The organism is Micromonospora sp. NPDC048898, assembly GCF_043198035.1.
GTDB lineage: Bacteria > Actinomycetota > Actinomycetes > Mycobacteriales > Micromonosporaceae > Micromonospora.
In genome coordinates this window covers 626239-650377 of record NZ_JBICUF010000001.1, presented here as the reverse complement: position 1 = coordinate 650377, position 24139 = coordinate 626239, and the positions used below count along the sequence as shown (strand labels likewise).

The window sequence follows — 24139 nt, the reverse complement described above, 5'->3', positions numbered from 1 at the left end:
GCCTGCCCGGCCCGGAGGGATCGTCCGCCCGGCCGGGGCGGCCCGGCGTACGGTGATCCACGACGGGTGGGGCGACACCGGAGGTGCACATGCTCGACCGGCGGGTCCAGCTACACCTGGCCACCTGGCTCGGCCAGTGGCCGGGCGGGCCTGGGCTGCACGTGGTCGCGTCGCACCGACGGGCCACACCGGCCTGGGACGGCAGGCTGCGCCCCGCGCTCGCCGTGGACACCGGGCGAAGTGGCGTGCTCTCCGTGGCGCCGGAGCGGGTGGCGGCGATCCGTGCCCTGGTCAGCCGTACCCCGGACCGGTTCCTCGCCGCACTGCCGCAGGCCGTGGGGTGGCCCGACTGGTGCGTGCACGACGGCCCCTTCCGCTGGAGTACGGCCCCCGCGCCGCTGCCCGACGTGGGGGAGTGGACCGCCTCCACGACCCCCGGGCTGCCGCCCTGGCTGCGGCTCTTCGACCGGCCGGTGTTGGTGGTCCGCGACCCGGACGGCACCTACCTGGCCGGTGCCGGGATCAAACGGCACGACGCGTACGGGCACGAGTTGGCCGTCGGCACCGCGCCGGCCGCCCGGGGTCGCGGCCTCGCCCGCCGACTCGTGGCACAGGCGGCGCGACGGGTCCTCGACGAGGGGGCGGTGCCGACCTACCTGCACGAGCGGGACAATCTCGCCTCGGCCCGGGTCGCCGACGCGGCAGGTTTCCCGGACCGGGGCTGGCGCGCGTACGGGGTCTATCCGCGCTGAGCGGCGACGGGCGCGAGCGGACCGTGGATCCCGGGCCGGATCCACGGTCCGCGACCTCTCCCCAGGCCCGGGTTCCGGGTGTGGCGGCCCCGCCGTGGGCGAGCCGCTACGTGGCGATCACGCTACGTATCGAACGGGCTCGGGGCAAGGCTGATGCTGTCCGTTCGGAGTGTCGAAAAGTGGACTTGACCTGCTTCTTCGCCGATCTGTAGGCGCCGGACGGGTCAGTGACGGAGCGTGCGAATCAGGTCCAACACCTGGCGGGTCACCGGCCGGAGGACCCGGAGCCGGGACAGCGCCACGAGCCGGTCGATCAGTGGTACGACCCCGTCGATCAGCTGACGGGTCTTGGTCTGCCCCGGCGATCGATCGTGCACCCAGTAGAGGATCACGCCCATGTACGCGAGCCAGAGCAACTCGGGCAGTTGCGGGCGAAGCTCGGCGTCGACCTTTGCCGTCGAGCCCGTCAACACCTCGGCGAAGAGGTCGATGGCCGCCTGTCGGGGACCGGAGGACTCCGCGGAGAAGGGGCTCAGCGGGGAGGTGGGCTCGGCCGCCGTCTTGAAGAAGGTCGCCGCGAACGCGTGCGAGGGCGTCTGCACGTCGATCCCCGCGTGCAGCACTCCGGCCAGCCGGGCGCCGAACGCCTCCTCCCGATCCAGCACGGGCTGTGCGGCCGCCCGGTGCGCGGCCTGGGACTGGGCGTAGAACTCCTGGATCAGGTGGTCCTTGGAACCGAAGTAGTAGTAGGCGTTGCCGACCGCCACGCCGGCCTCCTGCGCGATCGCCCGCATGGTGGTCTGGGCGTAACCACGCTCGCGGAACAGTCGCATCGCGGTGTCCCGGATCAGCTGCCGGGTCTGCTCGCCCCGGGCTGTGGCTGGGTCACCCGCAGTGGTCGTCTGCGCAGGCTGTTCGGTCATCGGGGCCACCGTATCCCGCCAGGTCGTCGGTCGGCTCGGCCCACGGGTCGCGGACCCGCTCCCGGATCGCCGACGCGGTGGCCACCACCTGGCGGGCGAGGGGCAGCAGGTGCGGTCGGGCCAGCCGCTCGGCCGTGGACCGGTGGTCGGCCAACGCCCACAGGCAGGCGAACCAGGCGCCGTCGCCCGCGTACACCTCACCGGTGTCGGCGATCACGGTGAGGTCGCGCAGCGTCGCGTCGTGGTCCAGGCCGGGGAAGCGCCGCCGGGCCTCGGCGGACCCGGCCGGCACGAACTCCAGGGGTACGAGCTGGGCGCGGGACGACAACCAGCGGCGGGCGGCGCGACAGAGCGGGCAGGCCGCGTCGAACAGGACGGTGAACCCCCGGATCCCACCGCCGGAGTGAGCAGTGGGATCCGGGAGCCGACCGACGTCATCGGCCGGTGGCACGGTCATCGGGTCGGCGGGTTGTTCGCCGGGCCGGCGCCGGGCTGCGGACCCGCCGACTGTGGTCCGGCCTGCTGCGGACCCGCCTGCTGCGGACCGGCCTGCTGTGGTCCGGCCTGCTGCGGTCCGGTCGGGTACCCGCCGGTCGGGTGCGGCCCGCCCGGGTACGCGCCGACCAGCTGCGGCCCGGCTGGGGTGGGCTGCATGGGGAGTCGGCCGATCGGGGCGATCGGGGGGTGGGTGGCGAGCTGGCGCAGGCGGTTTCGGCGGTAGCGACCCAGTGCGAAGACGTTGAAGAAGTGCAGCGCGCCGAGCACCAGCAGCACCAAGCCGATCTTGAGGGACAGTTCCTCCATGGCCTGGCTCGTCGAGAGCACCGGGTCGGAGTGCCTCATCGCCACCGTGACGTAGCCGAGGTTGAGCAGGTAGAAGCCGACGACCAGGAGATTGTTGACCGCTCGGGCGAGTCGTTCCTCGGCGAACACCTCCTCCAGGAAGACCAGCCCGTTGCGCGACAGCGCCCGAGCCACCCAGATGGTCAGACCCACGCTGACCGCCAGGTAGATCACGTACATCCAGACCTTGGTGTCCATGTGGACGCCCTTCTTGAACGTGTTCAACTACCGACGTCGCCAGCCTAGGGCGGATATTGAACATGTTCAAGAATGGCCGACACGTGACTGTGGACACTGTGGTGCCGGAGCGCGTCCTCCGGCCGAGCCTCGGGGCCCGGCCGGAGAACGCCGTGGCTCAGCCGGCCAGGCCGAGCGCCTCGGCCGCGGCCCGGCCGTTGGCGTGGCTCGCGCCGTACGTCGTGACGAAGGCGCGCACGCCCGCCGGGCGCCACTGTGCCGGCCAGCCCATCTCCACCACTGTCACCGGATGCTGGGCGGCCAGCCCGGTGACCAGCTCCGGGCCGCCGGGCAGCCGGTGCAGGTGCCGCCCCACCAGCACGATGGGTCGGTCGCCGGCCAACCCGCGCAGCTGCGCCGGGTCGGTCTCGGTGGCGATCACGCGGATCTCCGGCACGCCGTCCAGGTGCGGGCCGAGGCCCCACGGCACCCGACCCTCGGCGATCGTCGACTCGGTGTGCAACTGCACCACAAGTGGCCGGTCCAGGCCGGTGAGCACGCCGTCCACCCGCAGGGCCCGCCGCGCTGCCGCGTACCCCAGCTCGGTGTCGCCGGTGGCCGGCGACCCGCCGGCGGCCCGGGTCCAGGCGGCGAGCTCGGCGGCGCGGCCGGCCGCCTGCTCGACCCGGGCGGTCGCCAGCCGGCCGTCGGTGAGGGCGTCGACGATCTCGGCGGCCACCCGCTCGACAAGCGCGGCGTCGACCCGCGCGCCGATGCAGAGCAGGTCGGCCCCGGCCGCCAGGGCGCGGACCGCGGCCGGCCCGACCCCGCCGGCCGCCACCGCGGCGCCCTTCATCTCCAACGCGTCGGTGATCACGGCGCCGGTGAAGCCGAGGTCGGTGCGGAGCAGGTCGACCAGGACGGCCCGGCTGAAGGTGGCCGGATCGGCGCCGGTCAGCGACGGCACCCGGATGTGCGCGGTCATCACGGCGCGCGCACCGGCGGCGACGACCGCCGCGAACGGCGGCAGGTCCCGCTGGCGGAGCAGGCTCAGCGGAGCGTCCACGGTGGGCAGCTCGTGGTGCGAGTCGGTGACGGTGGCGCCGTGCCCGGGGAAGTGCTTCGCGCAGGCGGCCACGCCGGCGGCCTGCAACCCGGTCACGGCGGCGGCCGAGTGGGCGGCCACCCGCACCGGATCCGCGCCGAAGGACCGGGTGCCGATCACCGGGTTCTCGTCGGCGGTGTTGACGTCGACGGTCGGGGCGAGGTTGACGGTGATGCCGAGCGTCGCCAGCTCGGCGCCGATCGACCGGTAGACGCGTCGGGTGAGCGCCACGTCGCCGATCGCGCCGAGGGCGGCGTTTCCGGGGTACGGGCTGCCGGTGGCATGCGCCAGCCGGGTCACGTCGCCACCCTCCTCGTCGATGGCGATCAGCACGTCCGGGCGGCCGGCGCGCAGTGCGGCGGTGCTCGCCGCCACCTGGGCGGGGTCGTGCACGTTGGCCCCGAACAGGGTGTGCCCGGCCAGCCCGTCGGCCAGCAGGTCGACCGCCCAGTCCGGCGGGACCGGTCCCGGGTACGCGGCGAGCAGCGTGCCCAGCGCCAGCCGGCGCAGTCCTGGATCCAGCCCCACGTGATCTCCCCCTTCGGTGCCCCCGCGGGTACGAAACGTCGTACCGGTGGTGGTGTTCGCCCTGCCGAATCGGCGGAGCGCCCCGCCTCCGGGTGGCCGATACGCTACGGCTACCCGTTCGCAGGTCGGTTTACAGTTAGCAAAGTTTACTAAAACTAGAGGACGTGTCATGAGTGCGACCCGGCTGCCCGGTACCCCCCGCCTGTTGCGGGCGCTCAACGACCGTGCGGCACTGGAACTGCTCCTCGAACGCGGCCCGCTGACCAGGGCCCGGCTCGGCGAGCTGACCGGGCTGTCGAAGGTCACCGCCTCCCAGTTGGTCGAGCGGTTGGAGGAGCGCGGTCTCGTCACGCGGGTCGGCGAGCAGGCCGGCGGGCGGGGGCCGAACGCCCAGCTCTACGCGGTCAGCCCGGGCAGCGCGCACGTGGTCGGCGTGGACGTCGGGCCGGACCGGGTGGTGGCGGCGTGTGCCGACATCACCGGCGCGGTCATTGGCCGGGTGGAACAGTCGACCCGGGACACCGACGACCCGGTGGGCGTCGTGCACAACGCCGTGGTGCAGGCCGCCAGCAGCGCCCACGCGCAGTTGAGCAGCGTACGGCGCATCGTGCTCGGCACCCCGGGCCTGGTCGACCCCGGCACCGGCGACATCACCTTCGCCTTCAACCTGCCGCGCTGGCACAGCGGCCTGCTCGCCGCCCTGCGGGACGACCTGCACACCCCGGTCGTCTTCGAGAACGACGTCAACCTGGCCGCGGTGGCCGAGGCGCAGTCCGGTGCCGCCCAGGGGCTGGCGGACTTCGTGCTGGTCTGGGTGGGTGCCGGCGTGGGCCTGGCGATCATGTTGGGTGGGCGGCTGCACCACGGCAGCAGTGGCGCGGCCGGTGAGATCGGCTACCTGCCGGTGCCCGGCGCGCCCATCCCGCGGGACGTCTCCCGCCGCGCCAAGCCCGCCTTCCAGCAGCTCGTCGGCGCGGATTCGGTGCGCGCGGTGGCCCGCGAGCACGGCTACCCGGACACCGACGCCGCCGAGGCGGTGCGTGCGGCAGTCGCGGCCGGCGCCGACGGTGGCCCGATGCTCGACGAGCTGGCCCGCCGGCTCGCGCTCGGCGTGGCCAGCACCTGCGTGGTCCTCGACCCGCCGTTGGTCGTGCTCGCGGGCGAGGTGGGCCAGGCCGGCGGCGCCGCCCTCGCCGAGCGGGTGCAGCACGAGGTCGCGGCGATCACCCTGGTCCGACCGCGGGTGGTGCCCACCGGGCTGACCGAGGAGCCGATCCTGCACGGCGCGCTGCGCACCGCCCTGGACGCGGTACGCGACGAGGTGTTCGGCTCCACCGTCGGCTGAGCCCGCTGCGCCGGTCATGTGAAGGAATATTTCACCGCCGGCCAGCAGGCTGCAAGCCATTGCCGTCGACGTCCTGGTTCGGCGGCCTGCCCGCGACTTTCCGGGCAGGCCGCCGAAACCTCAGATCAGGTCGCGTCGGCGGAACACGGCGAACGCCGCCGCGGTCAGCCCGCCGGTGATCACGAGCAGCACCAACAGTGACGGCAACCAGGTCAGCGTGTAGAACCCCTCGCAGTAGGAGCCAGCGCTGTCGCCGCGGCAGATCCGTGCGTCGTAGAAACGCGCCTCGCCGTTGAGCCACGCCCCGATGTGGCTGGAGAGCATGAACAGGTCCGATTGTGGGGCGTCGACGATCTCCAGAACCAGCCGGGCGCCCAACTCCCAGACCACCACGTACGCGGCGAGCGCGCCGAGCGCCGCCGACGTGTGCCGACCCAGGGTGGCGATGGCGAAGCCCGCCGCGCTGGCCAACAACACCAGCACCAGGCCACGGCCGTGCACCGCGCCCAGCGAACGCCAGAAGTCCCCGTCCAACCGGCCCGGCAACCCGGCGGTCTGCCCGATCACCCAGAACGTGGCCAGGTAGGCCACCGACGCCAGCAGGGCCAGGACCAGCACCGTGCCGAGCAGGGTGCCCAACTTGGCCCCGAGCACCGTCAACCGGCGTGGTCGCCAGAGCAGCAGGTTCACCACGCCGCCCGAGTTCAGGTCGGCGCCGATGTAGGAGGCGCCGACCAGGAACCCGAACAGCACCAGGAACGCGATGAGGAAGTAGAGCAGTGGTTCCGCCTGCTGGGCGAAGCTGAACACCCCCGGCAGGAAGTCGGCGGCGGTCGGCAGCTGCTCAAGCCGGACCGGGTCGATCTCCGAGCACTCCGCCGGAAAGTACTTGTCCATGTCCCTCTGCGGGAGAGTGCCGTTCTGTCGGGCCAGGCACTGCTGGTAGGCGATCTCCATCCCCTGTAGCTGCTCGGCGGCCTGCGCCCGCGCCGAGTTCAGCTCGCTCGCGCTCGGTTTGTGGGAACCAGCCAGGGTGGTCGCCGCCGTCACGGCGAACGCCAACGCCAACAGGACGACCATGAGCTGCACGAAGCGACGGGCGGACAGCCGCTCGAACTCGGCACGAACCAGGTTCACGCGTCCACTCCCCGATCGAGGTCAATCACAGCTTCGCCCTGACCGCCGGCCGGCAGCGCCGAGCCGTCGACCTGCCGGGGCACCGCCGGCTGCGCGTTCGCACCGGTCAGCTCCAGGAAGACGCTCTCCAGATCCGGCCGAAGCGGCGTCAGCTCGCCCACCCACAACCCCTGCTCGCCGAGCACCCGGCTGATGACCGTCGGGTCATCCACGCCACTGACCACCAGCGCCCCGCCGTCGACGACAGCCGTCAGCTCGGCCGCGTGCAGCAGCTCGGCCGCGCGCTCCGGCTCGGCCACCCGCACCAGGAACTCGTGCCGGTCATGGCCCGCCAGCACCTCGTCCACCCGGCCGGCCGCCACCCGACGCCCCCGCGAAATGATCGTGACGTGGTCGCAGATCAACTGGATCTCACCCAGGATGTGACTGGACACCAGGACTGTCACCCCGTTGGCCGCCAGCGATCGCATGAGGTCCCGCATCTCCCGGATCCCCGCCGGGTCCAGCCCGTTCGCCGGCTCGTCCAGGATCAGCAACCGTGGGTCCTTCAACAGTGCGGACGCCACCGCGAGGCGCTGCTTCATGCCCAGCGAGTAGCCCTTCACCCGTTCGTCACCCCGGTCGCGCAGCCCCACCAGATCCAGTGCCTCGTCCACCCGCGAGATCGGCACCCCGCCGGCACGGGCCAACAACCGCAGGGTGCGGTACCCGGTGAAGTTGCCGAAGAACTGCGGGCTCTCGACGATCGCGCCGACCTGGCCAGCCACCCGGGGCAGCAGCTGCGGCGACGGTTCGCCGAGCACGGCCATCCGCCCACCGTCGGCGCGTACCAGCCCGAGCAGGGCTCGCAGGGTGGTGGTCTTGCCGGAGCCGTTGGGCCCCAGGAAACCGTGGACCTGGCCCGCCTCGACCAGCAGGTCGAACCCGTCCACCGCCACCCGCCGCCCGTTACGCAGGCTGTGGAAGGTCTTGCGCAGACCCTCGATCTCGATGACCGCGCTCATCCGCGCGGCTCCGTACCTCGACGGGGCATCAGCCGTCCTCCGGGTGTGGTGATCAACGACACGGCGCTTCACCCTATGGCCGAGGCGCCGCCCATGGGGGGCGCCTCGTCGCTGCGTGGTTGGATGGTGCGGTGACTGGTGACCTGATCCCCGACGCTACCGGCGCCGCGCCTGTGGACCCGGATCTGGTGGTCAGCCTGGCCGGCGTCGGTGTACGCCGGTCCGGCACCGCCCTCCTGCAGGACCTGACCTGGCGCGTCGAGTTGGACGAGCGGTGGGTGGTGCTCGGCTCCAACGGTGCCGGCAAGACCACCCTGCTCAACCTCGCCTCGGGCCGGCTGCACCCGACCACCGGTGTCGCGCACGTGCTCGGCGAGCGGATCGGCCGCACCGACGTCAACGAGCTGCGGACCCGGATCGGGCTCACCACCGCCGCGCTCGCCGAGCGGCTGCCCGCCGACGAGCGGGTCAGCGACGTGGTGGTGACCGCCGCGTGGTCGGTCGTCGGCCGCTGGCGGGAGAACTACGACCGTGCCGACGAGGCGCGGGCGCGGGCACTGCTGAGCCAGCTCGGCGTCGGTGGCCTCGCCGAACGCCGCTACGGCACCCTCTCCGAGGGTGAGCGCAAGCGGGTGCAGATCGCCCGTGCCCTGATGACCGACCCGGAGCTGCTGCTGCTCGACGAGCCCGCCGCCGGGCTCGACCTGGGTGGTCGCGAGGACCTGGTCGCCCGACTGGCCGTGCTGGCCCACGATCCGGACGCACCGGCGATGGTGCTCGTCACCCACCACGTGGAGGAGATCCCGCCGGGGTTCACCCACGCGTTGCTGCTGCGCGAGGGTGGGGTCGTCGCCCAGGGTCTGCTCGCCGAGACGTTGACCGGCGACAACCTCTCCAAGACCTTCGGCCTGCCGCTGGTTGTCGAACGGTCGGGCGACCGTTACACCGCGCGGGCCGCCTGAGCGTCGGGACAGGGCGGAGACGACAGTGCCGCAGACCCGGGTGGCCGTGGTGGGCAGCGCCAACATGGACCTGGTCGCGATGGCACCCACGCTGCCCCGGGTGGGTGAGACCACGCTCGGCACCGACTTCGTGATGGTGCCCGGCGGCAAGGGCGCCAACCAGGCCATCGCCGCCGTCCGGGCCGGCGCCTCCTGCGCCTTCCTCGGCGCGATCGGCTCGGACGCCTTCGGCGTCACCCTGAAGGCCCGCATCACCGCCGCCGGGGTGGACACCAGCCAACTGCGCGTGGTCTACGGCACCTCCGGCGTCGCGCTGGTCATGGTCAACGCCCAGGGTGAGAACGCCATCATGGTGACCCCCGGCGCCAACGACACCCTGGTCGACCTCACCGAGGAGGAGCTGGCCACGGTGCGCGAGGCGGACGTCCTGGTCGCCCAACTGGAGATCCCGGTGCGCACCGTGACGGCCGCCGCGGTGGCCGCCCGCGCCGCCGGCACCCGGGTCATCCTGAACGCCGCCCCGGCCCGTGACCTCCCGCCCGAGTTGCTCGCCGCGGTGGACGTGCTCGTCGTCAACGAGGGCGAGGCGCAGGCACTGGCCGGCCGAGGTCGGGAGGACCCCCGGGCGCTGCTCGCCCTGACCCCCCGGGCCGTGCTCACTCTGGGCGGCGAGGGCGCCTGGTACGTCGACCGGGACGGCACCCACGTGCACGTGCCGGCGGTACGGGTCGACGTGGTCGACTCCACCGCCGCGGGTGACGCGTTCACCGCCGCGCTGGCCGTCGGCTGGGGCGAGGGGCGCGACCTGGTCGACGCCGTGCGCTGGGCGTCGGCGGCCGGTGCGGCCTGCGTCCGCAAGCTCGGCGCCTCGGTGGCGCTGCCCCGGCGCGCCGAGATCGACGAGCTGTACGCGCCGGCCTGAGCGCGCCCGCGCTACGCCGGCCTGAGCGCGCCCGCGCTACGCCGGCCTGAGCGCGCCCGCGCTACACCGGCCTGAGCGCGCCCGCGCTACGCCGGCCGGCCCGCGTTGATCCGGAAGGCCCGGCGGTACGCCGACGGCGAGGTCAGCATGACCCGGCCGAAATGGTGGCGGTAGGTGACCGGCGTGTCGAAGCCCACCGTCCGGGCGACCTGTTCGACCGGGGCGTCCGTCTCCTCCAGCAGGGTGAGGCTGGCACGGACCCGCTGGTCGATCAGCCACCGGATCGGGCTGGTCCCGGTGGCTCGGGCGAAGTGCCGCAGGTAGGTGCGGGACGACATGTGCGCCCGCCCGGCGAGCTGGGCCACGCTCAGCGGCTCGGCGAGATGGGCGAGGGCCCAGTCGATGCTGCCCGCGATCCGGTCGTCGTCCGGGTCGGTGGGCACCGGTGTCTCGACGAACTGGGCCTGCCCGCCGTCGCGGTGCGGGGGAATCACCAGCCGTCGGGCGACCGCGTTGGCGATCGCCGCGCCATGGTCGCGCCGGACCACGTGGACGCAGAGATCCAGCCCGGCGGCGCTGCCGGCGCTGGTGAGCAGGTCACCGTCGTCGAGATAGAGCACGTCCGGGTCCACCTCGACCCGTGGGTAACGCCGCGCCAGCAGCTCCGCGTACCGCCAGTGGGTGGTGGCCCGCCGACCGTCGAGCAGCCCCGCCCCGGCCAGCGCGAACGCGCCCGAGCAGATCGACATGATGCGGGCACCGCCCCGGTGCGCCCGGCGCAGCGCGGTCACCAGCTCGGGCGACGGGTCACCCGTCACGTCCGGCACGCCGGGCACGATCACCGTCCGTGCCTGCGCCAGCTCCGCCAGGCCGTACGGGGTGTGCAGGCTGGCCCCGCCGACCACCGGCACCGGCCGCTCGGCGCAGACCACCAGGTCGTACCAGTCGACGTCGAACTCGGGTCGGGCCAGCCCGAAGACCTCGGTGACGATGCCGGCCTCGAACATCGACATCCCCGGGTACGCGAGCACGGCGACGCGGTGCGCGGTCGCCGGCAGCCGGGGCGTCGGCAGCGGGCGCGAGCCGGTGGTGTGGGCTCGGGTCGGCATGGCGGGATGTTAGCGCAGGACGTCGTTCGCGCCACTCGTCCCGAGGTGGTGTGCCGGCGAGGATCGGTGCATGACCTTCACTTTCGCCGTTCCGCCGGCCGATCCGGCCACCGCCGCCGCCCACTTCCACAATCGGCTCAGCGTCGAGACCGACGTCAGCGATGTGCACGCCGATCTGTCGGCTCGTACCCCGGGCCTGCTGGTTGTCGACTCCCGGGGCGCGGCCGCCTGGGCGCAGGGGCACCTTCCCGGCGCGGTGCACCTGCCCACCGCCGAGATCGCGAGCCGGGCGGCGGACCTGATCCCGCCGGGCTCGGCGGTGGTGACCTATTGCTGGGGTCCGGGCTGCAACGGCGCGACCCGCGCGGCGCTGGAGTTCGCCCGCCTCGGTTACCCGGTGAAGGAGATGCTCGGCGGGTTCGAGTACTGGGTACGGGAGGGGCTGCCGGTGGTGACGGAGACCGGGTTGACCCGGCGCCCGGTCGACGACCTGACCGCGCCGACCGCGACGATCACCTGCGAGTGCTGATCCCCCGACGCGCGCGAGGAGGGCTCAGTCGGCGGGCTCGTCGGCGAGCTTCTCGCCGCGGCGACGCAGCATGCCCAACCCGGGGATGCCGGCCACGGCGAGCTTGAGGTCGCGGGTCACGTCGAGCAGGTCGTGCAGGTCCGGCCCGACCCGATCCAGGGTGGCGAGGATCGGCAGGATGTCGGCCGTCAGGTGCTCCCTGAGCTTGGGCAACTCGTCGATCAGGTGGATCGCCGCGCTGATCTCCTCGTGGCTCAGCTCCTCGACGAACCTGCGCGTCATCGGCGCGGCCCGGCGCAACGCCGGCTCGTACGCCGCCAGCAACTCGGCGGCCGTGGCGGCGGCCTCCGCCGCGGTGCCCACGGTGGCGGCGGCCCGGCGGGCCACCGTGTCGGCCTCGGCGACCACCGAGCCGGCCGACCGGGACACCCGGTCGGCTTCGGCGACCACCACGGCGGCTGCGGTCGCCACCTCGGTGGCCGTGTCGATGGCGGTGGTCGCGGCCGCGCTGATCAGGCCCACCTCACGGACCGCCGCCTCGGCGTCGGTGAGCACCTGGTCGGTGCGGTCCAGGGTCGTCTCGATCCGGTCCACCACGCCGTTGATCCGGGCCAGCAGCGCCTCCACCCCGTCCAGCACCGCGAACGCGCGGGCGGGCACGGCGGCCATCGAGGCGGCCGAGCCGAGCGCCTGGTCGAGAGCGAAGCGGGTCAGACCGACAACGGCGGTCGGTGTGGGGAGGGGAATCGCCATGGGACCAAGTGTGCGTCGGCCGCGCCGCAACCGCTCGACGGCGTCGCCGCGGTGGCGATCGTCAATGGTCTCCGTGTTGTTCGACGGCTCGCTGGACGGCCCGGTAGATCTGCCCGAACCGGAGCGCGTCCGGAGTGCGCACCAGCAGGTCCTCCCGGCCGTGGTGCTGCACCCACAACTCGTGCACATGACTGCCGCGCTCGTAGGAGCGGTCCAGCCAGCCGAGGGGGATCTCCAGGAACGGCAGCGCCACCAGCGCCCCCACCGCGCAGGCGGCGAGGATGATCAGGGCCAACTGCCAGTTGCCCCGGTCCTGTGCCGACCAGGCCAGCGAGAGCACGCAGACCACCGCGACCAACGGCGGCAGCGAGAGCAGCAGGACCAGCACACCGCGACCCAGCACCCGGCCGCGGACGGCGAGGGTCTTCTGCCCCCGCGCGTGCCACACGAACGTCACGTCGGACAGGGCGATCACGTGCCCACCGGCCCGGATCGACTCGGAGGTCACCTGCACCGCGTCGTCCCGGTAATAGAGGGTCATCACTAAGCCTAACCACCCGTAGGCAACCCGTCGACAGCCCGTAGGCAATCCGCGCGAGGGTGGCTGGCCCCGTGCCGGACGCGCCCGGGTCGCTAGCGGCGGGTGCCGGGGCGGGACGGCTGGCTGTGCTCGACCGCGCGCTGCACCGCCCGGTAGATCTGACCGAAGCGCAACGCGTCGCCGGTGCGCAGCAACCGCACCGGCTGGCCGCGCCAGCGGGCCCAGATCTCCAACTGGCGGCTGCCCCGGGTGTACGAGCGGTCCAGGTATTCGAAGAGGAAGTCGGCGACCGGCCCGACCGCCAGCCCGACCAGCACCGACGCGCCGACGATCGCGATCGTCACGGTGGGCGAGCGGTGCAGCCAGATGGCCAGGGCGATGCCGAGCACCGCGGCGACCAGCGGACCGGCCAGTGCGGCGCCGATCGCGCCGCGCCCCACCAGGACGCGCCAGGAACGGGTGCCGCGGCGGTGCCAGATCATGGTGATGTCGGTCAATGCGTAGCTGCGGCCGTCGACTCGAAAGGTGGTGGAGGTGACCTGCACCGACCTGTCGTCGTAATAAGTGACCATGGCTTCACTCCTGCTCGGAGGCTGACACCACACTACATACCCCAACGAGCGGGGTCGTAAGGTTGGCACGCGACTTCAACGAGGAAGTGAGGCACCGTGGGCGAGTTCGTTCGGCTGGAGACCAGGGACGGCATCGGCACGATCCGGCTGGAGCGGCCGCCGATGAACGCGCTCAACACCCAGGTGCAGGAGGAGTTGCGCGCCGCCGCCACGGCGGCCACCGCCGACCCCGAGGTCCGCGCCGTCATCGTGTACGGCGGGGAGAAGGTCTTCGCCGCCGGTGCCGACATCAAGCAGATGGCCGACATGTCCTACGTGGACATGGTCGAGCGGGCACCGGATCTGTCCAGCGCGCTCGGCGCACTCGCCCGGATCCCCAAGCCGGTGGTCGCCGCGATCACCGGGTACGCGCTCGGTGGCGGCTGCGAGCTGGCGTTGGCCTGTGACTGGCGGGTGGTCGCCGAGGACGCCAAGCTCGGCCAACCGGAGATCAAGTTGGGCATCATCCCCGGTGCGGGCGGCACCCAGCGGCTGGCCCGCCTGGTCGGCCCGGCCCGAGCCAAGGATCTGATCATGTCCGGGCGGATGGTGGACGCGCAGGAGGCGCTGCGGATCGGCCTGGTCGACCGGGTCGTCCCGGCCGCCGAGGTGTACGACGCGGCCGTCGCGCTCGTCACTCCGTACCTGACCGGGCCTCCGCAGGCGCTGCGCGCGGCGAAGCTGGCGGTCGACGGCGGCCTGGACATGGACCTGACCTCGGGCCTGGCCTGGGAGACGCAACTCTTCGCGGCGCTGTTCGCCACCGACGACCGGCGCGAGGGCATGACGGCCTTCGTCGAGAAGCGCAAACCGGACTTCACCGGCCGCTGACCGGGCGGGGCCGGCGGTTCGGACCGCTGGGCCCGACGGCGAGCCGAGAATTGTTCACATTGTGCCTACCGGCCAGTAGCGTGTGGCTTCGGTCATGAGCGACGAGAAGGAGCGGCGATGACGGAGCGGATCGAGGGTCACGGCGGCGAGTTGGCGCTCGCGGCACTGCGCGCGCACGGCGTACGGGAGATGTTCACACTCTCCGGCGGGCACGTCTTCCCGCTCTACGACGCCGCGTACAAGACCGACTTCCCGATCTACGACGTCCGCCACGAGCAGTCCGCCGTCTTCGCCGCGGAGGCGGTGGCCAAGCTGCAACGCCGCCCCGGTCTCGCCGTGCTCACCGCCGGGCCCGGTGTCACCAACGGCATCTCCGGCATGACCAGCGCCTTCTTCAACGCCTCCCCGGTGCTGGTGCTCGGCGGGCGGGCGCCCGCCTTCCGCTGGGGCTCGGGCAGCCTGCAGGAGATGGACCACCTGCCGTTGGTCACCCCGGTCACCAAGCATGCCGAGACCGTGTTCAGCACCGACGACATCCCGCGCGCGGTGGGTTCCGCGCTCACCGCCGCCCTCACCCCGCACCGTGGCCCGGCCTTCCTCGACTTCCCGTTGGAGACGGTCTTCTCGGTCGCCGAGGTCGACCTGCCCGCGGTGGCGGGCGTCGACCCGGTCGTACCGGACCCGGAGGAGGTCGGCCACGCCGCGATGCTCATCGCCGGGGCACAGCGACCGGTCATCATCGCCGGCTCCGACGTGTACGCGGGCGACGCGGTCGCCGCCCTGCGCGAGGCGGCCGAGGCGCTGCAGGTGCCGGTCTTCACCAACGGCATGGGCCGCGGCTCACTCCCGCCGACGCACCCGCTCGCGTTCGCCAAGGCCCGCCGGGCCGCCCTGTCCGGTGCCGACGTGGTCGTGGTGGTCGGCACCCCACTGGACTTCCGGCTCAGCTTCGGCGACTTCGGTGACGCCAAGGTGGTGCACATCGTCGACGCGCCCAGCCAGCGGGCGACGCACGTGCAGCCGGCCGCCGCCCCCGCCGGCGACCTGCGCCTGATCCTCTCCGCGCTTGCCGATCACTCCGGTGACCGGGCCGACCACACCGACTGGATCGCCGACCTGCGGGTGGCCGAGGACGCGGCGAAGGCCCGGGACGCCGCCGAGATGGCTGCCGAGACCGACCCGATCCGCCCCGCCCGGATCTACGGCGAGCTGCGTCGGGTGCTGGCCCCGGACGCGATCACCATCGGCGACGGCGGCGACTTCGTGTCGTACGCCGGGCGCTACCTGGAGCCGGCCCAGCCCGGCACCTGGTTGGACCCGGGTCCGTACGGCTGCCTGGGCACCGGCATGGGTTACGCGATGGGTGCCCGGGTCAGCCACCCGGATCGGCAGATCTGCGTGCTGATGGGCGACGGTGCCGCGGGCTTCTCGCTGATGGACGTCGAGTCGCTGGCCCGCCAGAAGCTGCCGGTGGTGATCGTCGTCGGCAACAACGGCATCTGGGGGCTGGAGAAGCACCCGATGCGGGCCATGTACGGCTACGACGTGGCCGCCGACCTGCAACCCGAGCTGCGCTACGACACGGTGGTCAGCGCGCTCGGCGGGGCGGGGGAGACGGTCGCGAAGGCCGCCGACCTGGGGCCGGCCCTGCAACGGGCGTTCGACGCCGGAGTGCCGTACCTGGTCAACGTGCTCACCGACCCGACCGACGCGTACCCGCGGTCGTCGAACCTGGCCTGAGACGCACCCGCGACCGCCGTCGCCCCGCGCGGGCGGCGGCGGTCGCGTCTGTCCGCAGCTAAATCAGCGGAAAGTCAGCCCGTGTCGTCGTAACGTCAGCGCGGGAACGGCGGGATGTCAGACCTGTCGCCCACAGTGGTGTCACCACTGACGACGACAGGAGTTGGGATGGACTACGCGATCCGGGCCGAGGGGCTGGTGCGGCGTTTCGGCGCCACCACCGCCCTCGCCGGAGTTGATCTGGAGGTGCCGACCGGCACCGTCTTCGGTCTGCTCGGGCCGAACGGGGCCGGCAAGACCACCGCCGTGCGGGTGCTCGCCACCCTGCTGGCCGCCGACGAGGGGCACGCCACGGTGGGCGGCTTCGACGTGGTGCGCGACGCGCACCAGGTGCGGCAGCTGATCGGCCTCACCGGCCAGTACGCCTCGGTCGACGAAACACTCACCGGTGCCGAGAATCTGCTGCTGATCGGTCGGCTGCTCGGGCTGAGCCGGGCCGACGCCAGGCAGCGTGCCCGCCAACTCCTCGCCGACTTCGCGCTCAGTGACGCCGCCGACCGGGCCGCCAAGACCTTCTCCGGAGGCATGCGTCGCCGGCTGGACCTCGCCGCCAGCCTGGTCGGCCGGCCGCAGGTGCTCTTCCTCGACGAGCCGACCACGGGGCTCGACCCGCGTAGCCGCAACGACCTGTGGGACATCGTCCGCACCCTGGTCTCCGACGGCGTGACGGTGCTGCTCACCACCCAGTATCTGGAGGAGGCCGACCAGCTCGCCGGTGAGATCGCCGTGGTCGACCACGGCCGGGTGATCGCCCAGGGCACACCGGAGGAGCTGAAGGCCAAGACCGGTGGTCAGACCCTCACCGTGCGGCCGGCCGACAGCACCGACCTGGGCACCGTGACCGCCATCGTCGGCGAGGTGTCCGGTGTGACCCCCGAGGTGGCCCAGAACGCCGTCACCGTCGCCGTGAACGACTCCGGTGTCCTGCCCGCTGTGGTCCGCCGCCTCGACGCCGCCGAGATCGCGGTCGCCGAGCTGGCACTGCGCGGCGCCAGCCTGGACGAGGTCTTCCTCTCCCTCACCGGCCACCGGGCCGAGGACGCCCCGGCCGACACCGACCTGGAAAGGACTCCGGCATGACCGCCGTCACCCTCCCCGCCCCGCTGACACCGGCCCGCCGGCTCAGCCCGGCCGCGGGGCTGCGCCACACCCTCACGCTGGCGTGGCGCAGCCTGGTGCAGATCAAGCACAACCCGATGGAGCTGCTCGACCTCAGCATCCAGCCGGTGATGTTCGTGCTGCTGTTCACGTACGTCTTCGGCACCGCCATCGCCGGATCGTCAGGCGAATACCTCACCTTCATGCTGCCCGGCATCATGGTGCAGAACGCGCTGTTCGCCACGATGACGACCGGCTTCGGGCTGAACAACGACCTCACCAAGGGCGTGTTCGACCGTCTCCGGGCGCTGCCCATCGCCCGGTGGGCGCCGTTGGCCGGCCGGATCCTCGCCGACACCGTCAAGCAGGCATGGTCGATCGCGCTGCTGCTGGGCGTCGGGTCGATCCTGGGTTTCCGGGTCGGCAACGGCCTGCTCGGGGTGGTCGGAGCGTTCGCGCTGCTGCTGGCGTTCACGTTGGCCGCGTCGTGGATCTCGGTGCTGGTCGGCGTGCTGGTGAGCGAACCGGACAAGGTGCAGATCTTCGGGTTCATGGTGATCTTCCCGTTGACCTTCACCAGCAACATCTTTGTCCCGACCGACCGGATGCCCGGCTGGTTGCAGAGCTGGGTGGAGGTGAACCCGGTGACCGTGGTGGCCGACGCGCTGCGCGGGCTCCTGGTCAGCGGGCCGGTGGCCGGGCCGGTGCTCCAGACGCTGCTCTGGGGCGCCGGCATCGCGGTGATCTTCGCGCCGTGGGCGGTGCACGCGCTCAAGCGTCGGGTGTGAGTCGACGCTCGGGCACCGACGCCGGCGCGGCCGCGCCGACGCTCAGGCACCGACGTCGGCGCGGTCGCGCCGACGCTCAGGCACCGACGCCGGCGCGGTCGCGCCGACGCTTACACCTCCGGCCGGTCACCCTCGCGGGGCGGCTCACCGTCGCGCCGGCGCAGGTCGTCCTCGCGCCGGCGCAGGTCCTCCTCCCAACGACGGAAGAGCTCGTCGTCCTGCTGCTTGGCGCGGTCCTGCACGGACCGGAGAAACTCCGGGTCGTCGTCGGGGGCGACCGGTCGGGGGCGCTTGCGCTCGACCGAGCCCGTGCCACCCGACCAGCCCTTGCGGGCGCCGGTGCTGGGCTCCCGGCCGGCGACGAACCAGGCGATCGAGCCGACCAGCGGGAAGAACAGGATGATCAGCACCCAGGCGATCCGGGGCAGGGCGCGAATCTGACCCTCCTCGGCGGAGAGGCAACTGATCAACGCGCAGACGGCGAGGACAATCTGCACCAGGAAGAGGAGAACGTACAGCCGGGCCATCCACCCATCATGGCGCACCGAGTCCCGTCACCACAGTCCGCGCATCACCAGCAGCACTCCCAGTAACGCGATCCCCACGGTGCCCAGCGCGACCAGGGGCAGTGTCCGACCACCGGTGCGGGCCGGGCCGGCGCCGGTGCCGCGGGGCGAGCAGAGCACCAGCAGGGCACCCCACAGCAGCACGACGACGCCGGCGAGCAGCGCCCCGGTCGGGCCGTCCGCCGATGCCAACCGCACGGCGAGCGCGGTCACCACCGTCACCGCGAGCAGGGTGCGTCGCCAGGCCAGGCGGGTGCGTTCCGGTTGCAGCCCGGAGTCGCGTGCGGCGCTCACCTGCCGCCGACCGCCCGCAGCAGGACGGCGACCACCAGCAGCACCGCGCCGGCACCCACGGCCAGGGCCAGGATGGCGGGAAACCGGGACGCGGGCAGCTCCTGACCGAGCCGGATGGCCCGCTCGGTACGCGCCCAGTGGTCCACCGCGCGGACCGCGACGGCAGCGCCGAGCAGGAGCAGCGCGACGGCGATCGCCTCCCGCAGGTGGCTCATCGGCAGGGGTGGCAGGAACTGCGCGGCGGCCAACCCGCCGCCGACCAGCGCCAACCCGGTGCGCAGCCAGGCGAGGAAGGTCCGTTCGTTGGCCAGTGAGAACCGGTAGTCCGGCTGCTCACCGACCGTGCCCAGCTCCGCCGGGTCGAACCATCGCCTGATCGCCGCCCACACGGTGGCAGATTATCCGCTTCCCATCCCGCTTAGCCTGACTCGGTGACTGATCTCGACGTAACGACGCTGCGTGCCGCCTACGACAACCAACTCCGCCCGGAGATCCCCGACCCGGTTCCGGCCGGGGTGACGGTGGAGTGGGACGGGCCGTTGGTGCGCATCATCGGGCTCGACGCCGGCGGATTCCTCACCTACCGCGACCTCGGCGGACTCACCGGGGACGCGCTGGACGAGCTGATCACCCGGCAGGTGCGGCTGTTCCGCGAACGTGGCCAGTCGGTCGAGTGGAAGCTCAACGAACACGACGAACCGGCGGACCTGGCGGACCGCCTGCGCGCCGCCGGCTTCGTGCCGGAGGACCGGGAAACCGTCGTGGTCGGCCCGGTCGCGCCGCTGGCCGCCGCGCTGCCGGTCACCCCCGAGGGGGTACGCCTGCGTGAGGTGACCTCCCGCGCCGACCTGGAGCGGATCGCCGCCATGGAGGAGGAGGTCTGGCAGGAGGACCGTTCGCACCTCGTCACGGGCCTGGCCAAGGAGATCGACGCCGACAGGAACTCGATCACCGTCGTGGTGGCCGAGGCGGACGACACGGTGGTGAGCGCCGGTTGGGTGCGCTTCCCGGCGAACACCGGCTTCGCCACCCTGTGGGGCGGCTCGACCCTGCCGCAGTGGCGTCACCGGGGCATCTACCGGGCGCTCGTGAACTACCGGGCGCGGTTGGCCGACCAGCGGGGCCGCACGCTCGTGCAGGTGGACTGTTCCGAGGACAGCCGGCCGATCCTGCAGCGGCTCGGCCTCGTCCCGGTGACCACCACCACCCCGTACGTCTACACTCCGTGATCATGGAGCAGCGGCTGACGGACGAGGAGCGGTCGATTCTCAAGACCGGTGCCTTCGGTGCCGTCTTCCTGGTGTCCAACGCCGACCCGGGGGTACTGGGGGTGATCCGGGAGAGCGTCGCCGCGTCCAGCGCGCTGGCCAACGCCAGCGGGACGGTCAAGGAGGCGCTCACCACCGGCCCGCTGCCCCGGCTGCCCCGGGACTCGCAGTTGGAGATCGAGTCGGTGGTGCTGCCGGCACTGCGGCACGCGGTGCGAATCCTGCGCGAGAAGTCACCGCAGGACGTGGAGGCGTACCGCTCGGTGGTGTTGGGTGCGGCGGACCGGGTGGCCCGGGCGCACGCCGGGGTGGCGCCCGCCGAGGCGGCGGCCATCGACCAGATCCGGAACGCGTTGGCCGACCCGGCCTGACCGCCTGCCCATCGGTGAGCTGTGTCACTCTGAGTGCCCCGGAGAGCGCAAGCTACCGACAGGTAACATTGCCTCGTGGGCAACTGCACAGCAGCCCGCGGTTGACCTGGCGTCGACCGACGCGCGACGCTGCGCCCCAGACCGGGCGAGCGAATCGCATCACCACACAGGAGGGTCGTCGAAGCGCGATGAACATCGTCGTACTCGTCAAGCAGGTGCCTGATTCGGGCGCGGACCGCAACCTGCGCAATGACGACAACACCGTCGACCGCGGTTCGGCGAACAACGTGATCAACGAGATGGACGAGTACGCCATCGAGGAGGCGCTGAAGATCAAGGAGGCGCACGGCGGCGAGGTCACCATCCTGACCATGGGTCCGGATCGGGCGACCGAGTCGATCCGCAAGGCGCTCTCCATGGGCCCGGACAAGGCCGTGCACGTGCTGGACGACGCCCTGCACGGTTCCTGCGCCGTCGCCACCTCGAAGGTGCTCGCCGCCGCGCTGGGTCAACTGAACGCCGACCTGGTGATCTGCGGCGCCGAGTCCACCGACGGTCGGGTCCAGGTCATGCCGCACATGATCGCCGAGCGGCTCGGCGTCGCCGCGCTCACCGGTGCCCGCAAGCTGACCGTCGACGGCAGCACGCTGACCGTGGAGCGGCAGACCGAGGAGGGCTACGAGGTGGTCACCGCCGCCACCCCCGCCGTGGTCTCCGTCTGGGACACGATCAACGAGCCGCGCTACCCCTCCTTCAAGGGCATCATGGCCGCCAAGAAGAAGCCGGTGCAGACGTTCTCCCTGGCCGACCTGGGCGTCGCGCCCGCCGAGGTGGGCTTCGACGGGGCCACCAGCGCTGTCGTCGAACACTCCAAGCGCCCGCCACGCTCCGGCGGCGCCAAGATCACCGATGAGGGCGAGGGCGGCGTCAAGCTGGTCGAGTTCCTCGCCACCGAAAAGTTCGTGTGAGAGCGGGTCTGGACATGTCTGAGGTTCTCGTCGTCGTCGAAGCCACCAAGGAATTCGGCGTCAAGAAGGTCACCCTGGAGATGCTCACCCTCGCCCGCGAGCTGGGCACCCCGAGCGCGGTGGTGCTCGGCGGCGCCGGCGCCGCCGAGGCGCTGAGCGGCAAGCTGGGCGAGTACGGCGCGGAGAAGATCTACGCCGCCGAGGGTGACGAGATCGACGGCTACCTGGTAGCCCCCAAGGCCACCGTGCTGGCCGAACTGGTCACGCGCGTGCAGCCGGCAGCCGTGCTGCTGGCCTCGGCCCAGGAGGGTAAGGAGATCGCCGCCCGCCTCGCCGTCAAGCTGGACAACGGCATCCTGACCGACGTGGTCGGCCTGGACGCCGACGGCACCGCGACCCAGATCGCCTTCGCCGGCTCCGCCATCGTCAAGTCCAGGGTCACCAGGGGCCTGCCGCTGGTCACCGTCCGGCCCAACTCGGTCACCCCGACCCCGGCGGCGGCCACCCCGGCGATCGAGCAGCTCACCGTGTCGGTCACCGACACCGACAAGCTGGCCAGGGTCGTCGAGCGGGTCGCCGAGCAGAAGGGCTCCCGCCCCGAGCTGACCGAGGCCGGCGTGGTCGTCTCCGGCGGTCGCGGTGTGGGCAACGCCGACAACTTCAAGCTGGTCGAGGAGCTGGCCGACCTGCTCGGCGGCGCCGTCGGCGCGTCCCGCGCGGCCGTCGACTCCGGCTTCTACCCACACCAGTTCCAGGTGGGCCAGACCGGCAAGACGGTCTCCCCGCAGCTCTACGTCGCGCTCGGCATCTCCGGTGCCATCCAGCACCGGGCCGGCATGCAGACCTCGAAGACCATCGTCGCGGTCAACAAGGACGGCGAGGCGCCGATCTTCGAGCTGGCCGACTTCGGCGTGGTGGGCGACCTGTTCAAGATCGTCCCGCAGGCCGCCGAGGAGATCCGCAAGCGCAAGTGACCCGGTGACACGACAGTGGCCACCCCGATCCGGGGCGGCCACTGTCTTTTTCGTGGGGAGCTGATCGGCGGGCCGGGGAGCTGAGCCGGCCCGCCGATCAGCCCGTCAGGGTGCCCCTCACCAGGCTGTCGCCGGAGTGGCGGGTGTTGTTGTCGAACCGTTCCGCGGAGATGTCGACCACCGAGTAGCTCTTGAGGTCGACATTCGGGGGCAGGGGTAGCAGGGCATCCTGGCCGCCACCCAGGGTGCCGACCGAGAACATCTCCATCGTCGTCGGATTGATGAGCCAGACCTCGTAGTACCCAGGGACGCTCGGGAGATTCGCCACATGCAGATGTAGTTGGCCGCCCTGGAAAACCCGAGCGTCACCCATGGCCGCCGGGGGCGTCGACCCGTACGCCGCCAGCGGGGCGCTCGCCACCACCACCGGCTTCGGTGCGGGCGCCGGGTCGTCCGGCCGGAGCACCGAGACCGTGCCCACCACACCGACCGCCGCGGCGGCGGCAGCGGTCACCGCGGTGGCCGCCCAACGGGACCAGCCACGGCCCCGGCGAGCCCGGCGAGCCGGGTCCAGCCGGGTGACAGTCGGCTCCGCCGACGTGTCGGTGGTCGGCTCGGCCTCCGTGCCGGTGGCCTGTTCCGGCAGCGGCGGGCGGCGGGTCTCGGTCACCGACGGCCGGGTCTCCGCCGCGCTGACCTGGGCCAGGATGCCCTGCCAGAGGTGCTCCGGCGGGTCGGGCAGGTCGGCGAGGCCCTGCGTCTCCACGCCGAGCCCGGCGATCTGCCGCAGGGTCGTCATCTCCACCCGGCAGTGCGCGCAGGTGCCGAGGTGGGTGCTCTCCCCGTTGTCCGCCTCGCTCTCACCGAGCGCCAGAAAGACCAGCCGGTCGTGGTCCAGGTGCTGCACCGTCCACCTCCCATCTGCGTTTCAAGCTCGCCATGCCGCGCCGGATGTGGCTCTTGACGGTGCCCAACGGCACCCCCGTCACCGTGGCTATCTGCTGGTGGGTCAGGTCGTCGTAGAAGGCCAGCTCCAACATGCGTCGCTGGTCGTCGGGGAGACGGGCCAACTCGTCGGCGATCACCAGCCGGTCCACCACGCGGTCCGGGTCCGGGTCGGCCGGCACCGGCTCGGGCAACTGACGGACTGTCTCCACCACCCGGGTCTCCCGGGCCGAGGCGCGCATCCGGTCGATCACCTTGCGCCGGCCGATGCCGAGCAGCCAGCCGATCAGTGACCCCTTGGCCGGGTCGAAGGTGTCGCGACCCAGCCAGGCGGCGACGAACGTGGTCTGGGTGACGTCCTCGGCGTCGGCGCGGTTGGCCAGTATGGAGGTGGCCAGGTGGAACACGGCCCGACCGTACCGGTCGTACGCCTCGCGGAGCGCCACGTCGTCGCCCGCGCGGAAGCGGAGCGCGAGGTCGTCCACCGGAGGGTCCGGTTCCTCGTGCAGGGCCGTCATCGGGCGGCTCGCCTTCGACGGGGCATGCCCGACTGTAGCTGCCACAGTCTCCGCCCCACTCTCCCGGTCGATGTCATCTCAGCAGCTCTTCGCCTCGCGACCCCGGTCCGGATGCAGCCCCCGCCGGCTCGGTGGTCATCGCCGGTCACGTGGACAGTGCCAGGCAGGGCAGGGGGGCGTTCTTCCGACTCCGTGAACTGGGCCAGGGCGACACGCTGACCGCGACCGGCAGCGACGGCACGGCACGGCACGGCGCTACCGGGTCGTCGCCCGGGAGGAGTACGCGAAGACCAGGATTCCGTTGGACCGGTACTTCGCCCGGGACGGCAAGCCGCGACTGACCCTGATCACCTGTGGCGGGCCGTTCGACGCCAGGGCGCGCAGGTACCGGGACAACGTCGTCGTCACCGCGGTACCCGCCTGACCGGGCGGGTCCCCTCCGGCATCGGGGCTCCGCGGTGTCAGCCGTAGGCTGAG

General features: G+C 72.4%; 28 protein-coding genes and 1 pseudogene. 14 read left to right on the top strand and 15 right to left on the bottom strand.

Annotated features, from left to right (window positions below):
• Positions 1–89 precede the first annotated feature (89 nt).
• The gene (locus tag ACGFIQ_RS03075) at positions 90–752 is read left to right on the top strand and encodes a GNAT family N-acetyltransferase (RefSeq protein WP_393238321.1); all 663 of its coding nucleotides are present in this window, start codon (positions 90–92) and stop codon (positions 750–752) included.
• Between the two features lie 224 nt (positions 753–976).
• Here ACGFIQ_RS03075 and ACGFIQ_RS03070 read toward each other — a convergent pair whose 3' ends face one another.
• The 4 genes from ACGFIQ_RS03070 to ACGFIQ_RS03055 form a co-directional block, all read right to left on the bottom strand.
• Positions 977–1675 carry a TetR family transcriptional regulator gene (locus ACGFIQ_RS03070; protein WP_357071327.1) on the bottom strand — a complete coding sequence of 233 codons (699 nt, stop codon included), beginning with the start codon at positions 1673–1675 and terminating at the stop codon, positions 977–979.
• On the bottom strand, positions 1638–2132 hold the full coding sequence (locus ACGFIQ_RS03065) for a thiol-disulfide oxidoreductase DCC family protein (protein WP_393238317.1): 495 nt from the start codon (positions 2130–2132) through the stop codon (positions 1638–1640). The genes ACGFIQ_RS03070 and ACGFIQ_RS03065 overlap by 38 nt, the downstream gene beginning before the upstream one ends.
• Positions 2129–2716, bottom strand: a complete 588-nt coding sequence (locus ACGFIQ_RS03060; protein WP_393238314.1) for a hypothetical protein — start codon at positions 2714–2716, stop codon at positions 2129–2131. Before ACGFIQ_RS03060 ends, ACGFIQ_RS03065 begins: the two co-directional genes overlap by 4 nt.
• Before the next feature lie 157 nt (positions 2717–2873).
• Entirely contained in the window at positions 2874–4328 is a 1455-nt protein-coding gene (locus tag ACGFIQ_RS03055; protein WP_393238311.1) for a glycoside hydrolase family 3 N-terminal domain-containing protein, read from the bottom strand.
• 169 nt (positions 4329–4497) lie between these two features.
• On the opposite strand from ACGFIQ_RS03055, the gene ACGFIQ_RS03050 reads away from it, so the two are divergent.
• Positions 4498–5673, top strand: coding sequence for an ROK family transcriptional regulator (locus ACGFIQ_RS03050; RefSeq protein WP_357071338.1), 1176 nt, complete (start codon positions 4498–4500; stop codon positions 5671–5673).
• A 120-nt stretch (positions 5674–5793) separates the two neighbouring features.
• On the opposite strand, the gene ACGFIQ_RS03045 is transcribed toward ACGFIQ_RS03050, so the two are convergent.
• Positions 5794–6810: an ABC transporter permease subunit gene (locus ACGFIQ_RS03045; protein ID WP_393238308.1), complete on the bottom strand. Its 1017-nt coding sequence runs from the start codon at positions 6808–6810 to the stop codon at positions 5794–5796.
• Entirely contained in the window at positions 6807–7814 is a 1008-nt protein-coding gene (locus ACGFIQ_RS03040) for an ABC transporter ATP-binding protein (RefSeq protein WP_393238305.1), read from the bottom strand. Before ACGFIQ_RS03040 ends, ACGFIQ_RS03045 begins: the two co-directional genes overlap by 4 nt.
• Positions 7815–7945: 131 nt before the next feature.
• Between ACGFIQ_RS03040 and ACGFIQ_RS03035 the strand changes: the two genes are divergently transcribed.
• Positions 7946–8776, top strand: coding sequence for an ABC transporter ATP-binding protein (locus ACGFIQ_RS03035; RefSeq protein ID WP_393238302.1), 831 nt, complete (start codon positions 7946–7948; stop codon positions 8774–8776).
• Between the two features lie 25 nt (positions 8777–8801).
• Complete coding sequence (locus ACGFIQ_RS03030; RefSeq protein ID WP_393238299.1) at positions 8802–9698, top strand: ribokinase; 897 nt, start codon at positions 8802–8804, stop codon at positions 9696–9698.
• An 86-nt stretch (positions 9699–9784) separates the two neighbouring features.
• Here ACGFIQ_RS03030 and ACGFIQ_RS03025 read toward each other — a convergent pair whose 3' ends face one another.
• Positions 9785–10807 carry a helix-turn-helix domain-containing protein gene (locus tag ACGFIQ_RS03025; RefSeq protein WP_393238296.1) on the bottom strand — a complete coding sequence of 341 codons (1023 nt, stop codon included), beginning with the start codon at positions 10805–10807 and terminating at the stop codon, positions 9785–9787.
• A 70-nt stretch (positions 10808–10877) separates the two neighbouring features.
• On the opposite strand from ACGFIQ_RS03025, the gene ACGFIQ_RS03020 reads away from it, so the two are divergent.
• Complete coding sequence (locus tag ACGFIQ_RS03020) at positions 10878–11336, top strand: rhodanese-like domain-containing protein (protein WP_393238293.1); 459 nt, start codon at positions 10878–10880, stop codon at positions 11334–11336.
• Positions 11337–11360: 24 nt separating this feature from the next.
• On the opposite strand, the gene ACGFIQ_RS03015 is transcribed toward ACGFIQ_RS03020, so the two are convergent.
• From ACGFIQ_RS03015 to ACGFIQ_RS03005, 3 genes are all read right to left on the bottom strand, one after another.
• Entirely contained in the window at positions 11361–12089 is a 729-nt protein-coding gene (locus ACGFIQ_RS03015; RefSeq protein WP_393238291.1) for a hypothetical protein, read from the bottom strand.
• Positions 12090–12150: 61 nt separating this feature from the next.
• Positions 12151–12630: a DUF6232 family protein gene (locus tag ACGFIQ_RS03010; protein ID WP_393238288.1), complete on the bottom strand. Its 480-nt coding sequence runs from the start codon at positions 12628–12630 to the stop codon at positions 12151–12153.
• Between the two features lie 92 nt (positions 12631–12722).
• Positions 12723–13202, bottom strand: a complete 480-nt coding sequence (locus ACGFIQ_RS03005; protein WP_393238285.1) for a DUF6232 family protein — start codon at positions 13200–13202, stop codon at positions 12723–12725.
• 96 nt (positions 13203–13298) lie between these two features.
• Between ACGFIQ_RS03005 and ACGFIQ_RS03000 the strand changes: the two genes are divergently transcribed.
• The 4 genes from ACGFIQ_RS03000 to ACGFIQ_RS02985 all read left to right on the top strand — a co-directional run bounded on the left by ACGFIQ_RS03000 (position 13299) and on the right by ACGFIQ_RS02985 (position 17758).
• On the top strand, positions 13299–14072 hold the full coding sequence (locus ACGFIQ_RS03000) for an enoyl-CoA hydratase-related protein (RefSeq protein WP_357522232.1): 774 nt from the start codon (positions 13299–13301) through the stop codon (positions 14070–14072).
• 117 nt (positions 14073–14189) lie between these two features.
• Positions 14190–15812 carry an acetolactate synthase gene (locus ACGFIQ_RS02995; protein ID WP_393238282.1) on the top strand — a complete coding sequence of 541 codons (1623 nt, stop codon included), beginning with the start codon at positions 14190–14192 and terminating at the stop codon, positions 15810–15812.
• Between the two features lie 168 nt (positions 15813–15980).
• Entirely contained in the window at positions 15981–16952 is a 972-nt protein-coding gene (locus ACGFIQ_RS02990) for an ATP-binding cassette domain-containing protein (RefSeq protein WP_393238279.1), read from the top strand.
• Positions 16949–17758, top strand: a complete 810-nt coding sequence (locus ACGFIQ_RS02985) for an ABC transporter permease (protein ID WP_393238276.1) — start codon at positions 16949–16951, stop codon at positions 17756–17758. The genes ACGFIQ_RS02990 and ACGFIQ_RS02985 overlap by 4 nt, the downstream gene beginning before the upstream one ends.
• A 110-nt stretch (positions 17759–17868) precedes the next feature.
• Here ACGFIQ_RS02985 and ACGFIQ_RS02980 read toward each other — a convergent pair whose 3' ends face one another.
• Genes ACGFIQ_RS02980 through ACGFIQ_RS02970 form a run of 3 tightly spaced genes read right to left on the bottom strand, consistent with a single transcriptional unit; the run spans position 17869 to position 19007 of the window.
• On the bottom strand, positions 17869–18285 hold the full coding sequence (locus tag ACGFIQ_RS02980) for a PLD nuclease N-terminal domain-containing protein (RefSeq protein ID WP_393238273.1): 417 nt from the start codon (positions 18283–18285) through the stop codon (positions 17869–17871).
• Positions 18286–18312: 27 nt separating this feature from the next.
• Entirely contained in the window at positions 18313–18618 is a 306-nt protein-coding gene (locus ACGFIQ_RS02975) for a DUF202 domain-containing protein (protein WP_393238270.1), read from the bottom strand.
• Positions 18615–19007, bottom strand: a complete 393-nt coding sequence (locus tag ACGFIQ_RS02970) for a YidH family protein (protein ID WP_393238267.1) — start codon at positions 19005–19007, stop codon at positions 18615–18617. The genes ACGFIQ_RS02975 and ACGFIQ_RS02970 overlap by 4 nt, the downstream gene beginning before the upstream one ends.
• A 42-nt stretch (positions 19008–19049) precedes the next feature.
• Between ACGFIQ_RS02970 and ACGFIQ_RS02965 the strand changes: the two genes are divergently transcribed.
• The 4 genes from ACGFIQ_RS02965 to ACGFIQ_RS02950 all read left to right on the top strand — a co-directional run bounded on the left by ACGFIQ_RS02965 (position 19050) and on the right by ACGFIQ_RS02950 (position 22199).
• Positions 19050–19847, top strand: coding sequence for a GNAT family N-acetyltransferase (locus tag ACGFIQ_RS02965; RefSeq protein ID WP_393238264.1), 798 nt, complete (start codon positions 19050–19052; stop codon positions 19845–19847).
• Positions 19844–20257 carry a hypothetical protein gene (locus ACGFIQ_RS02960; RefSeq protein WP_393238261.1) on the top strand — a complete coding sequence of 138 codons (414 nt, stop codon included), beginning with the start codon at positions 19844–19846 and terminating at the stop codon, positions 20255–20257. Before ACGFIQ_RS02965 ends, ACGFIQ_RS02960 begins: the two co-directional genes overlap by 4 nt.
• A 188-nt stretch (positions 20258–20445) precedes the next feature.
• Positions 20446–21225: an electron transfer flavoprotein subunit beta/FixA family protein gene (locus ACGFIQ_RS02955; protein ID WP_357522229.1), complete on the top strand. Its 780-nt coding sequence runs from the start codon at positions 20446–20448 to the stop codon at positions 21223–21225.
• A gap of 14 nt (positions 21226–21239) precedes the next feature.
• Positions 21240–22199: an electron transfer flavoprotein subunit alpha/FixB family protein gene (locus tag ACGFIQ_RS02950; protein ID WP_393238256.1), complete on the top strand. Its 960-nt coding sequence runs from the start codon at positions 21240–21242 to the stop codon at positions 22197–22199.
• 97 nt (positions 22200–22296) lie between these two features.
• Here ACGFIQ_RS02950 and ACGFIQ_RS02945 read toward each other — a convergent pair whose 3' ends face one another.
• Positions 22297–23106 carry an anti-sigma factor domain-containing protein gene (locus ACGFIQ_RS02945; protein WP_393238253.1) on the bottom strand — a complete coding sequence of 270 codons (810 nt, stop codon included), beginning with the start codon at positions 23104–23106 and terminating at the stop codon, positions 22297–22299.
• Entirely contained in the window at positions 23060–23662 is a 603-nt protein-coding gene (locus ACGFIQ_RS02940; RefSeq protein WP_393238250.1) for an RNA polymerase sigma factor, read from the bottom strand. Before ACGFIQ_RS02940 ends, ACGFIQ_RS02945 begins: the two co-directional genes overlap by 47 nt.
• Before the next feature lie 113 nt (positions 23663–23775).
• Between ACGFIQ_RS02940 and ACGFIQ_RS02935 the strand changes: the two are divergent.
• Positions 23776–24086: pseudogene (locus ACGFIQ_RS02935) on the top strand (class F sortase); the annotation flags it as partial.
• Positions 24087–24139 lie beyond the last annotated feature (53 nt).